Origin of the sequence: Streptococcus oralis (assembly GCF_019929345.1) — a bacterium.
GTDB lineage: Bacteria > Bacillota > Bacilli > Lactobacillales > Streptococcaceae > Streptococcus.
In genome coordinates, this window is record NZ_JAHZPJ010000002.1 from 180,106 (window position 1) to 193,195 (window position 13,090).

The 13,090-nt window shown below is 40.7% G+C and carries 13 protein-coding genes; all 13 read right to left on the bottom strand.

What is annotated here, in order from left to right:
• Positions 1-58: 58 nt before the first annotated feature.
• The gene (locus K1I97_RS03005; RefSeq protein ID WP_223331514.1) at positions 59-2,605 is read right to left on the bottom strand and encodes a M1 family metallopeptidase; all 2,547 of its coding nucleotides are present in this window, start codon (positions 2,603-2,605) and stop codon (positions 59-61) included.
• A gap of 120 nt (positions 2,606-2,725) precedes the next feature.
• Entirely contained in the window at positions 2,726-3,166 is a 441-nt protein-coding gene (locus tag K1I97_RS03010) for an ASCH domain-containing protein (RefSeq protein ID WP_223331515.1), read from the bottom strand.
• Positions 3,163-4,011, bottom strand: coding sequence for a putative PEP-binding protein (locus K1I97_RS03015; RefSeq protein ID WP_223331516.1), 849 nt, complete (start codon positions 4,009-4,011; stop codon positions 3,163-3,165). Before K1I97_RS03015 ends, K1I97_RS03010 begins: the two co-directional genes overlap by 4 nt.
• 41 nt (positions 4,012-4,052) lie before the next feature.
• Positions 4,053-4,781, bottom strand: a complete 729-nt coding sequence (locus K1I97_RS03020; RefSeq protein ID WP_223331517.1) for a GNAT family N-acetyltransferase — start codon at positions 4,779-4,781, stop codon at positions 4,053-4,055.
• A 7-nt stretch (positions 4,782-4,788) separates the two neighbouring features.
• Positions 4,789-5,268: an NUDIX hydrolase gene (locus tag K1I97_RS03025; protein WP_223331518.1), complete on the bottom strand. Its 480-nt coding sequence runs from the start codon at positions 5,266-5,268 to the stop codon at positions 4,789-4,791.
• 10 nt (positions 5,269-5,278) lie between these two features.
• Positions 5,279-5,977, bottom strand: coding sequence for a 3-oxoacyl-ACP reductase (locus K1I97_RS03030; RefSeq protein WP_223331519.1), 699 nt, complete (start codon positions 5,975-5,977; stop codon positions 5,279-5,281).
• Positions 5,970-6,206, bottom strand: a complete 237-nt coding sequence (locus K1I97_RS03035) for a DUF2829 domain-containing protein (protein WP_033684947.1) — start codon at positions 6,204-6,206, stop codon at positions 5,970-5,972. The genes K1I97_RS03030 and K1I97_RS03035 overlap by 8 nt, the downstream gene beginning before the upstream one ends.
• Before the next feature lie 99 nt (positions 6,207-6,305).
• Positions 6,306-7,232 (bottom strand): aldo/keto reductase, encoded by a 927-nt coding sequence (locus tag K1I97_RS03040; protein ID WP_223331520.1) that lies wholly within the window; start codon positions 7,230-7,232, stop codon positions 6,306-6,308.
• Positions 7,233-7,326: 94 nt separating this feature from the next.
• A complete protein-coding gene (locus K1I97_RS03045) occupies positions 7,327-8,358 on the bottom strand; it encodes a DNA/RNA non-specific endonuclease (RefSeq protein ID WP_223331521.1) in 1,032 nt (343 codons plus the stop codon).
• Positions 8,359-8,524: 166 nt separating this feature from the next.
• The gene (locus tag K1I97_RS03050; protein WP_223331522.1) at positions 8,525-10,534 is read right to left on the bottom strand and encodes a glucosaminidase domain-containing protein; all 2,010 of its coding nucleotides are present in this window, start codon (positions 10,532-10,534) and stop codon (positions 8,525-8,527) included.
• Positions 10,535-10,665: 131 nt separating this feature from the next.
• Entirely contained in the window at positions 10,666-11,652 is a 987-nt protein-coding gene (locus K1I97_RS03055; RefSeq protein WP_223331523.1) for a dihydroorotate dehydrogenase, read from the bottom strand.
• A complete protein-coding gene (locus K1I97_RS03060) occupies positions 11,615-12,415 on the bottom strand; it encodes a dihydroorotate dehydrogenase electron transfer subunit (protein WP_223331524.1) in 801 nt (266 codons plus the stop codon). The genes K1I97_RS03055 and K1I97_RS03060 overlap by 38 nt, the downstream gene beginning before the upstream one ends.
• 248 nt (positions 12,416-12,663) lie before the next feature.
• Entirely contained in the window at positions 12,664-13,044 is a 381-nt protein-coding gene (gene gloA / locus K1I97_RS03065; protein WP_223331525.1) for a lactoylglutathione lyase, read from the bottom strand.
• Positions 13,045-13,090 lie beyond the last annotated feature (46 nt).

The following is a 13,090-nucleotide window of genomic DNA, read 5'->3' on the forward strand; positions in this document are numbered from 1 at the left end:
CTCAACTCTCTCTTGTTTTCAGATAGAAAGTTGAGTTTTTATTTACATTTCGAACGAATTAAACTTTAGCATATTGGGCTACAACAGCTTCGACTGCTGCTTTCTCACGCTTAATCAAGTCAACACGCGCTGCGATATCCTTGATTCCCATACGGATGTTTCGGCTAAGAGCGAGGTCAGAAAGTTGCGGTTCAAAGAATTCCTTGTACTCTGCCAAGCGTTGCTCTGTTTTAAAGATGTGTGATGGGAAGATAACAAAACTATCAAAGCTCATATCACCACCAAGGGCTGCCTTGATCCAATCCCAGTTTTCTCGCGCCCAAACCCAAACAGTTTCTTGGGTAGCTTGGTGTCCGAGGAATTGGAGGTACCATGAAGAAAGGTCTTGTGGTTTCACTACAAATTTGTCCTTCCATGAGCCAATCAAGGTTTGGATATTGTCGGCATCTGTACTGTACGCAAGAGCTCCTGCCAGCTGGCGTTTAAAGACCGCATCCGTCGCATGAGTATAGAGGTCCAGATAAGTTGCGACCAAATCCTTGGTCTCATGGTGTTTCATTTCATTGATGAGAACTTGAGCACGGATGGCTGCTGGAAGTCCTGCAAGATTTTCCTTGTGAGCCGCAAAGATTTGGCTAGCGACTTGACTAGCTTCTGCATCATTAGAGCGAATCATCATGGAAATGGTCAACTGACGAACCAATTCATCCTCATCTGATTCCCCATCTTTGGCTTCAAAACCAAGACGGTCATAGTTGTGACGAGCCAATTTAGCAACTAGACTGTTAAAGACTCTCTCAGTTTCTGTTCCTTCATCAATAAAGCGCTCGAGGGCAGCAATCACTTGAGAAACAGCTGAAACTACCAGGTAAGACTCTTCCTTGGCAAGTTTATCAAGGACTGGGAGCAAGTCCGCATAAGAAATATGCCCTGCTTCTGCAAGCAGACGACGTTCTTGAACGATTTGCAGTTTGCTTGTGTTATCAAGTGTTTCTAAGTCAGCAAGAACAGCTTCTAACAAGTCTCCTTGATAGTCTGTAATGTAGTGGGCTGTATTTTCAGTGTTGAGACGAAGTGCTCCTTCGTTTTCAGCAAGAAGAGCAGCATAGCCAGGGATTTCGATACTTTCAGTTTCAAGTGTATCTGGTAGACCTTTCCAGTTGCTGTTAAGTGGCACCACCCAGAGACGGTTCTTGTCTTCATGCTCACCGATAAAGAATTGTTTTTGTGAAATCTTCAAGACATCATTTTCAACTTTGACAGTGAGAACTGGATAGCCAGGCTGTTCCAACCAAGAATCCATGAAGGCTGCGACATCACGTCCTGATGCCTGACCAAGGGCATTCCAAAGGTCACGACCGATGGTGTTGCTGTACTGGTGCTTTTCAAAGTAAGCATGCAAGCCTTTAGCAAAATCCGCATCACCGAGCCAGCGACGAAGCATGTGCATGAGACGGCTTCCTTTGGCATAGACGATAGCGCCATCAAAGAGTGTATTAATTTCATCCGGGTGTTTGACTTCGACGTGAACAGACTGCACGCCATCCGTCGCATCGCGTTTAAGCGCAGCTGGAACCCCACCTGTTTGGAAATCTTCAAAGATATTCCAACTTGGTTCGATGGCATCCACACAGACGTATTCCATCATGTTTGCGAAGCTTTCATTGAGCCAGAGGTCATCCCACCATTTCATAGTCACGAGGTTACCAAACCATTGGTGAGCAAGCTCATGGGCAATGACAAGGGCTACCTGTTGACGACTGGCAAAGGTAGAGTTCTCATCCACAACCAAGTATACTTCACGGTAGGTCACCAGACCCCAGTTTTCCATAGCACCTGCTGAGAAGTCAGGAAGGGCGATATGGAGAGATTGAGGAATTGGATACTTAACTCCGTAATAATCTTCGTAGAACTCAATTGAGCGAACGGCGATGTCCAGTGAGAAATCAAGGTTAGATAATGGGTGAGCTTTGGTTGAGTAGACACCTACAAGGGTACCGTTTTTAGTTTTAGCGGTCACCCCTTGCAAATCACCTGCTACAAAGGCCAACAAGTAAGAAGACATGCGAGGTGTTGTCTCAAACTTCCAGATGCCTGTTTCCTTACGGTTTTCAACATCAATTTCTGGCATGTTTGACAAGGCCACTTCACCTTCTGCTTGATCAAAACGGAGAGCGAGATCAAAGGTTGCTTTAGCTTCAGGCTCATCCACACATGGGAAGGCTTCGCGCGCAAAATGGCTCTCAAACTGGGTAGACAAGACTTCCTTCTTCACTCCATCAACTGTGTAGTAAGAAGGGTAAATCCCTGTCATGTTGTCTGTGATTTTTCCTGAAAAAGCGATGACCATTTCAACTTGACCAGCCTCAGCCAATTCGATATGAAGGGTTTCATTGTCATGATCAACTGTAAATGAACGAGCTTGACCCGCAACTTCTAAAGAAGTGATTTCCAAGTCTTTTTGATGAAGGGAAATACGGTCACTCTGTGCTTGACCAGTAATGGTCACCTTCCCAGAAAAGGTCTTGGTCTCACGACTCAAGTCTAAAAATAAATCATAATGTTCAGGAACAAATTGCGTAATAAAATGTTCAACTGCTTGCATAGTTTTCTCCTATTCTAAGTTTAAGAGTTTTACTCTTCTTCAAACAAACTTATTATATCATGTTTTGCTTAAGAAAAAAGGATTGGACGGTGATTTCCAAAACTTTCTTCCTTCTGCAGTCTAGAGTGGGTAGACCTTGCGAAATTCTTCCAAAACAACCTTGCTGTCAGGGGTAAAAGTCAGTCCGGCTTCCCTCATCCACTCGGTGAAAAAGTCCTCATGAACCTGACGCCAATAGGCTAAAGATTTGTCTCCCTCACCTTCCTTGTAGGCATGGTCAGCAGAAACTTGATGAAAGGGCTGAACGGAAACCTTGGTAATTTCGACAATGCAGACAGCCTGATTTTGACTATCTAAAATAACATCAAAGGTCCCTTCTTGCGGAAGGGGTTCGTCTTCTAGTGAGTAGAGATCGTAAGCTGATGCTGTTGCAGTCTTCTCACCTCTGAGAACCAAGTCGGCCAAGAGATCTGCTTCCACTCCAAAAGCCCAAGCGTCTATCTCATCTCCAATCGAGGGGTTAATTTGCTTGTAAATATTCCACATTTCTTGCGGTGTCATGGGTTGCTCCTTTGTAATTTTTTACTTACTTCTTTTATAAGTTTGAGATGATATGGATGGTCAATCTCTAAATTAAAAATCTCTGGAATAGAGCTGTAGTGGATAATACATTTGATATCCATCTGATTCATTTTTTGTATGAAAGAAGCATTCAGATAGCCTGCTACAGTAAAGTCAATCTTTTTCATACTTGCTTTATCCAGCATCTGTCTTAGCATATCTAACATTATTGGACTTTCCATATCATGCCATTGACTATTTCTCACAGTCGCAAAAACAAAAGAAGTCAAATCATTCATTCCAACTACAATCTTTGAAATACCAGTTTCCAGTATCCTGTCCAAGTCAAAATAAGCTGACGGTAATTCAATCATTGTGCCGACTTTTCCAGTAAAACCATGCTCACGCAATACTCTAATAGCTTGTTTTAACTGCTCAGCATCATTGATAAAAGGAAAAATAACAGACAGATTGGGATTTGTTTGATTAACTTCTGTAACGACATGTGCTTCAGCCTGAAATTCATCAGGACACGCCAGCAAGCGCCTAGTTCCTCTATAACCAAACAAGGGATGATTTTCATCAAAATGCTCTTTAGTCCCCTTTAGACAATTAGCTTCTGTATTCGTTAATTCTGAAAAACGATACCAGACCTCTTCATCTGAGTACAGGGAACAGATAGTGTCTAGATAATCTTTTACAAATTGCTGACAACTTGCTAACAGGATGTTTTGATTGAGCTCTCTTAGCAAGTATTCCCCACGAATCATACCAACATGATGCAATAGTTGTGGGTAAACTTTTTCAGCGATTTTCTCGCCACTAAGGGCAAGTTGGTTTTTCATAGCCATTCACCTCGTCTTAAAAGACACAATATAAAATATTATTATATGAAATTTTCCTCTAGTTCAAAAGCTTCATAAGGTTCAACTAACTCATATCCTAAAAATTCTGCTACTTTTTTGGAAGCCTTGTTATGAGCATCCCAAAGTGGAAACATATCTCTATTTAAACTCTCTAGAATCATCGCAGCACCAAGCTTTTTAGCAAATCCATTTCCTTGTTCGTTTGGTCTAGTTGCAACTTCCACTTCAACTGCTCCACGGTAAACTAAGCCTGAGGAAATCCCAGCAATCAGTTCATTATTTTTAAGAATCACAAAGCCAAATCCACCTTTTAAAACAAAATCCTGATAGGACTCAAAATTTCCCTGTAAATCTTGTGACCATTCTTCCTCAGAAAAACAGTTATAAATCTGATTATCAATAGGTACAATATTGTAACCTTTCTCTAAATCAGTAACTAGAGCATTTAGAAATTCAACTTGAAAATTTGCCTTATCTTTAAAAGAATAGCGAGTAAAAGAATTTAGCCCCACTTTCCGATGCAGAAAATCTTGCCAATTGGTATTTTCTGAAATAATAATCTTATAATCTAAACCGTATTTCCTAACAAAATCTTCCCAAAATCTGGAATCCAACTCCCCTGCTAGGTATAGAAAATTCCCAGCATCATAAAAGCTCGTTGTCCTATCACTATTTCGGTAGACAGATCCGATTTGAGATTTAAGACCATAGAGAACCATATTTTTCTTCCATGTTTTAAATAGTTCCATTATCCCCCTACTTCACCTTCCAATTTCTATAGCTTGTCATATCTAATTCTGGAAATCCTGATAATTCAGACTTAACCTTCAAAACTAATGGCGATGCATTTTCTGTAGTAATTTCTTCCAAATTCACCCAAAGTGCATTTGCTGAATCATTACTTCCATCAAGAACCTCCTGAGAAATTGAATTTTGAGAGTGTTCAAAATCGAGTACTATATCATAAAAGGCCATGATATGGTGTACTGCAAAGTCTTGCCCATCTTCTTGAACCAGCACATCATAAATCCTAGGATTAGCGTAACCCTTAAGCTTATATCCTGTTTCTTCCAAAACTTCTCTAATCAGAGTTTTCGTCAGTCCTTCACCAAGTTGTTGACTACCGCCCGGTAGATCATAACGATGTTGATAAGGGCCTCTCGTTTTTTCAATGCAGAGTAACTTCCCATTTTCAAAGCAAGTGCCATAGACTCCAAAGTGTTTTTTGATTTCCATCCAACTTCTCCTACTTCAAAGACCAACCACCATCTATTGTCAAGATTTGTCCTTGCATGGCGCTAGCTTTTCCACTTGCTAAGAAAAGGCTAAGGTCTGCTACTTCCTCTGGCTCAATCCAGCGCTTGATAGGCGTTTCACTAGCCACCCAGTCCGCTAGCCCACCTGGTTCAAAGTCGGCAGCAGTCATAGCTGTCTTGACCGCTCCCGGAGCAATCCCATAGACCTGAATCCCAGCTTCAGCATAGTCTAGAGCCAACTGCTTGGTAAAGCCAGCCAAGGCGTGCTTAGACGAGGTATAGGCGTGACCACCTCCGCCAGCTAGACTTGAGGCAATCGAACACATATTGATAATGATTCCTTTTTTATTTTCCAGCATTTGTGTCAAATAATGTCGAGTCAACTCAACAGGAGTCACGTAGTTGATTTCAAAAATCTCTTGAATTTCCTGGGCTGATTGTTCCAAAAGGGGGTTGTAATCATCCAAGACACCAGCAGTATTGCACAAGACATCCACCTGAGGACACCAGTCAAAAATTGGCTCCAAGTCCAAGGTCAAATCTCTCTGTAAAAAGTGAAAATCACGCTCTAAGAGTGGATTTTCACCTTGGTCAACTCCATAAACTTGATAGCCATTCTCTAAAAAGAGTCGTGCTTGAGCCAGACCAATCCCTGAACTTACTCCCGTAATCAATACACGTCTAGTCATACACTTCTACCCAATCTGTCGCCAAAACATCACAAGGTGTCGGACTCCACATGGAAAAACCTTCCCCTTCTCCTGACACGTTGATTAGAAAATAAGGCGTCACTTCAAGGGCAACCCCGTTTTGTTCAATGGTGTCAAAAAGTTGGACATAGTTTTCAGCACCTCCCCAACCAGTACGTACGTATTTTTTCTTAGCCTTTAATCCAGGCAGGATCTCTTCAAATGTCATGTTTTTCTCCTTTAATATCAATAATTCTCCCCTTCATTATAACAAAAAAACCGCTTTACAACGGCTTTTTGACTGTGATTTATTTAAATCTGCTTCTACTTACGGCAAATTATTCCCTGCTGCAAGATAAATTTCATACCATTCTTTTCTTGTTAAGCTAAAATTTGCCGCTTGGCTAACTTCTCTCAAATGCTTAGGATTTGTTGTACCTACGACTGCCTGCATTTTTGCTGGATAACGCAATATCCAAGAAATGGCAATAGTTGAAGGGGTTACTCCATATTTAAAAGCTAGACGATCAAGTACTTGATTCAAAGCTTGAAATTTCTCATTACCAACAAAGTTCCCTTTAAAATACCCGAATTGTAAGACAGACCATGCTTGAATGACCACATCGTGTAATTTGCAATATTCAAAAACGCTGCCATCTCGCATAGTTGCTTGACTATCTTCCATATTAACATGAAAACCTGATTCGAATCCTGGAGTAAAAGCCGCACTCAATTGTAGCTGATTAACAGCTAAAGGCTGCTTGACATCTTTTTTAAGCAACTCCATCATCATAGGATTTTGATTAGAAACTCCAAAATCTCGGACCTTACCTTGTTTATAAAGAAAATCAAAGGCTTCTGCTACTTGGTCAGATTCCATCAAAGCATCTGGTCGATGAAGAAGCAAGCTATCTAGATGATCAATCTTCAATCTTTGCAAAATTCTGTCAACAGATTTTATAATATAGTCCTTAGAAAAATCAAAATAGGTAAATTCTTCAATGCGAATGCCACATTTGGACTGAATCCACATCTTTTCTCTTAAATCTGGACGATTTTTTAGGACAATACCTAACAGTTCTTCACAACGACCACGACCATAAATATCAGCCAAGTCAAAAGCATTGATTCCAACAGAAAGTGCTGTTTCTACAAGCTCTTCAACTTCTTTTACAGACTTATCTTTTATTCTCATCATTCCGAGAACAATTTCTGATAATTCTTTGTCATCTTGACCAAGAGTTATGTATCTCATCAAATTTTTCTCCTTTAATTCTACATTCTTAATTTAATTATAACAAAAAACCGTTTTCCAACGGCTTTTTGACTGTATATCTACTAAATTCATCCTACCACTGCAATCCGGCTTCTCTGATTTCTTTCTTGGAAGCAAATTTACCATTTGGTCTGTGCCATCTTCCGTTTTTATCTCTAAAGTAGCCACCTGAATTTGTTGATTGCGAGTTTGATTCTTGGCTTTCTTCCTTTTCTTGTGCGGCTTGACGAGCTTTTTCCTGTTCTTCTTTTGCTTTCTTTTCAGCTGCTTCTTTTTCTTCAGCCTCTTTCTTGGCTTTTTCCTCAGCTTCCTTCTTAGCCTTTTCTTTTTCTTCTTTTATCTTTGCATCTTCAACTGTATTCTTAGCAGTACCATCCAAATAATTGATTTCAGCATTAGCTGAAACATTGTCTAAAACGACATGCATCACAGAATACTGATCAACCTTTTCCTTACTACCACCCAACTTGATCTCCAAGAGTTTGCCGTTTTCATCTATTCCCACATACTGCAACTCAATCTGTCTAGGGATCAATTCGTCCTTTTGATAGATTGGGGTCACCTTGTAGTCAAGATAGTAGTTCGGGTGATTGGCCAACCAAGAGTCCAATCGATTTTCATAGTAAAGCATGCTACTTTGGTTTTGGTCATCTGTTCCAGAATAATTTCCAGCATTTAGCCAGTTAGTCATTGGAACCAGATTCCTCTTTTCATCATTTAATCCGCTAAATTGATAACCAATCAGATGACCTCTACTCATCAACCAAGCTTCTTTTTTACCATCCCCATAAAAGAATTTATAGTTGTGCCATCCAACTGGATCATAAGTCAACTTAGACTCTCTCTTCTCAGTTGGCTCATCGCTGTCCTTAAGTTGAATATGAGCACCCGTTGCACGTGATTTAGAATCCAATTCCCCAAGTTCTAGTTGTTTCTCATTTTTAAAAGGCAAGAGTCCAGCTTCTTTAAACAACTTCTCATCAAACTTGATTTGCTTCTGTTCAATTTTTTCTTCTGGGACCTTTGATTCCGCCTTATGTCCAGAACAAGCAACTAGTGTTGTGATTGAAAGCAAGGCAATTGAGAAGGATAGTAGCTTTTTCATAAAAATCTCCTTTTTATATAGTGATTAGATTAATATCTCCTATTACATTTTACTATCATTTTGTTAATTGTTCAAGAATAAAGAGACTGTTATTATACTATTTCTCCTCCAATGTCCAAAACAAAACGATAACCACTTTTCAGTAGTTACCGTTGAGTTCTTTTGATTAGTCTTTCCCACCAAGTTTGCTATTGATGGTCATCATGATGCTGGCTATCTTCTCACCCCAGTATGGATCAGAAGCATAGAGAACATTCATTCCTGTCGCTTTGTTTCCAAGGTGGTCTCTGCCATAGTCAATGTAATTCTCACGAATCCACTTGGCCGCCCCGAGAATCCCCTTGTCCACATCATCAAATTTTTTGGCCGAGGTATATGGGCTCGAATCATAAGCCGCAATTCCAAAGAAGTTATTCTTATCCTTTGCAATCTGGCTCCGTCCCCAAGCACTCTCAAGTGCACTATGGGCCATTAAGTAAAGAGCATTTACACCATAGCGTTCCTCAGCTTCCTTAAAAATAGCACCCTTACCAGCGAGGCGACTATCCCGAATATTCATCAAAGAATAAACTTTATTCAATTCAGCTGCGCTGTAATTGCTTGGTTTAGTCAAATTTCTAAAGAGGAAGGGGTTTTCAATTGTAAAGCCATCAAAATGAATTCCATCAGTTGAATAATATTTCTTACCAATAGTCATAGCTGAGCTATGTGGCGCAACACGGAGACTTACATAAGGTGATAACTCATGGTAAAAATACTTGCCATCACTTGTATAATGAGGGACAAATTCACTATCTTTATCAATAGCTACTAAATCACTTTTATTCATGAAGCCGGATAAACCAGAAATATTGACTGGTATTTGACTATCTTTTTTAGATTGTGCATCTCCAAGCGAGACTATGGTTCCCTGTGATACATAACTCAATCTTTCACCAGAAGCGCTATAAACATAAGCAGTAATCGGTTTTACTTTGTAATATTTTGCCTCTGAGATCCACTTCCCATTATTCTGGAAGGAATACTCTTTACCTTTGATCGTAAAAGTACCTGTTACATATCGACCATCATCTTTTAGATAGTACCAAGCATCGTAATCTTTGTCAAAAATCCATTCATTTTTGGCCATATAGCCACCAGATTTAAGGTAGTATGAACCAACCCATTCGCGGGAAGCGTAGGCACCACCTGACTTCAAGTAGAACCAGCTATTGTAGGATTTATCAAAAATCCACTCTTTTTCCGCCATTGCGCCACTATCTTTCAGATAGTAGTCACTTTTCCACTGGCTACTTGCCATCACACCATCGCTATTAAAATAGTACCATGTTCCTTTGATTTTTTCCCATTTGTTGCGAGAAATCTTGCCTGAAGTTGTGGCATAGTACCACTTGTCAGATATTTTCACCCAATTATTTTCTGCCATGGCACCACTACCTTGGAAAAGATAGTCATTATAGATGGTACGGCTAAGCATGACACCATCTTGATCAAAGTAATACCAGCTGCCTTCAATCTTTTCCCATTTGTTGCGAGAAATCTTGCCTGAAGCTGTTGCATAGTACCACTTGTCAGATATTTTCACCCAATCATTTTCTGCCATGGCACCACTGCCTTGAAAGAGGTAGTCATTGTAGACAGTACGGCTAAGCATAACACCATCTTGATCAAAGTAATACCAGACGCCTTCAATCTTTTCCCATTTGTCGCGAGAAATCTTGCCTGAAGCTGTGGCATAGTACCACTTGTCAGATATTTTTACCCAAGCATTTTCTACCATTGCGCCATTACCTTGGATAAGGTAACCATCAATTATAGTATTACTGAGCATAATACCGTTTTTGTCAAAGTAATGCCAAGTGCCACTAATTTTTTTCCAGTTTACGACAGGCTGGTTATTTTCATAAAAACGCCAGTTTCCTTGCTCTTTTCTCCAACCTTCCTTGATAACGTCCTCGTTTTTTTCCTTTTTGGAAGGATTTTCCTCTTTTACAGCTGGCTCTTTCTTCGCCTCGACTTTAGGAACTTCTTTCTTGGGAGCAGCTTCCTCTTTTTTCTCGACTACATCTGTGGTCTGAGTTTTTTTCGTAACCTGAGATTCTTCAGCATATACAGATGTCTTTGCAAATCCTGCCATAGAAAGAACGACAGTACTTACAAGTAGTATCTTCTTCATCTTATTCTCCTCTGTAGAAAACAATCTACACTATTACTATTTTATAAAACCTATTGTAACACAGTTAACAGACGAAAATATTACAAATTGATGAAGATTCTATGTCTTGTTGACGATAAGGAAGACCTAGTTTATCTCAGACTAGCTTTAACTTCTCGACGGAGATTTTCCAAACTGCTAATGCCATATTTGTCCATGACTTTTGGTAAATTTTCGATGATATCAGGACAGGCATATGGATTGGTAAAGTTGGCTGTTCCAACTCCGATGGCAGAGGCACCAGCCAGATACATTTCTAACGCTGCTTCAGCCGAATCCACTCCTCCCATTCCAATAATGGGCAGGTCTGTTGTTTGAGCCACTTGTCGGATGAGTTTGAGGGCTACTGGAAAGACTGCTGGACCAGACATCCCACCCGTTCCATTGGCTAGGATTGGTTTTCTAGTTTTGAGGTCAAAGCGCATACCGACTAGAGTATTGATCATGGTTAATCCACTTGCTCCTGCATCTTCTGTGGCTTTGGCGATGGTGACAACATCCGTCACACTAGGGGTTAACTTAACATAAACTGGCACATGGGAAGCTTCCACAGCCGCTTTTACCACTTCATAAGCTAGATCAGGATCTTGACCAATCAGAAGTCCATGATTACCGTGATCCACATTCGGACAAGAGATATTGAGCTCGATAGCTTTTACATTAGTTGCCTTGGAAATTCCCTGAGAAACGGCAGCATACTCTTGTTTTGAAAAGCCTGCAACATTGGCGATGATGGGAAGCGTAGGATACTCTCTTTCCAGCCAAGACAATTTCTCTGCTAAAACAGCTTCTAAACCCGGATTTTGTAAGCCGATTGCATTGAGCATACCAGCAGGTGTTTCTGCCACCCTAGGGGTTGGATTGCCAAAACGGGGTTCAAGTGTCGTCGCCTTGATCATAATAGAGCCTAAAAGGTCTAAATCATAGTACTTGGCATACTCCTGACCAAAACCAAAACAGCCAGATGCTGGTATGATGGGATTCTTCAAATCCAAGCCTGGTAGAGAAACTTGTAAACGATTTGTAGTCATGACTTTCTCCTTATAATACAACTGTTCCTGTGCGGAAAACAGGGCCATCTTCACAGACTCGTTGGCTGACGGTCTCACTATCTGGCACTTTTAGGACGCAGGCATAGCAAGCTCCCATCCCACAAGCCATACGAGATTCTAGAGATAGATAAGCTCTTGGGTGGTCATAAAATCTTTGATTGATATACTTCATCATTCCAGGCGCCCCACATGAGTAAACAGCATCAAATTGACTGTCTAAATCATTGATGACAACAGATACATTTCCCTTAATGCCATAAGAACCATCATCTGTCGTTACAAAGACCTGACCATATTGGGCCAATTCCTTTTCTAGGATAACAGCATCCTTGTTGACAAAACCGAGGACTGTCACTACTGTCACCTTACGCGCATGCAATTCCTTGGCTACCTCGAGCAAGGGTGGAACACCAATCCCCCCACCAACAAGGAGAACCTGGCTCTGATCGTCTAGGTCAGACAAGTCAAAACCATTTCCCTGAGGCCCCATCACATTAAGAGTATCTCCCTGACTTAATGTTGAAAAAATTGCGGTCCCAGCCCCCTCAATCCGATAAATGAGGCGACACTGCTTATTAGCCTGGTCAATAGACGAAATTGAAATAGGACGACGCAAAAGATGGGCATCATCGGGCACACGCAGATGGAGAAATTGGCCTGCTCGCATGGCTTCAACCATTTCCCCTTCTAGGACTAATTCAAAGATTGCTGGCGCAATTTCCTCTTGTGCGACAACCTTCATGGTTTCCAAACGAATGGCACCAAAACGCTTCTTACATGTGGGATTCATGATTTTCCTCCTTAAATTTTAAGGGGACCAGATAAAGAAAAGACCTTGCTAATGCAAGGCCTCAGTTGGGTTAGGCTAGAACTCATGCGCACACTTAAAAAGTCTCCACAGAGAAGTCCCCTTATCCCTTTTATCTGACACCTTGTGAGTCTCTCTGGACTCCCCTTAAAGGTTAAATTTGTATTAGTATACTCTTTCAAAGAAAAAAAGTCAAGTAGAAAACGAACATTCTACTTGACTTCATGGGATTATTTTTCACGAATGACTTCGACCTTGTAGCCGTCAGGATCCTTGACAAAGTAATAGTTTGGTGGGGTTCCTGGTAGGCCTTTGGGCTCTGTAACCTCATAGCCTTTAGCGCCATGTTCTTGATGAAGTGCCTCAAGATCAGGTGTACTAAGGGCGATATGGGCGAAGCCATCTCCTACCACGTAAGGACCGTGATCATAGTTATAGGTCAACTCCAACTCATAGTCATCACCCTCAAGTCCTAGATAGACAATGGTGAAGGCATGATCTGGAAAATCTCTGCGACGTAATTCTTTAAATCCAAAAGCATCTTGATAAAATGCGATTGATTTTTCAAGATTTTCTACTCGCAAGCAAGTGTGTAGCATTTTTGAAGCCATTTTCATTACCTCTTTCATTTTAATAGTTCTATTATACCTTTATTCA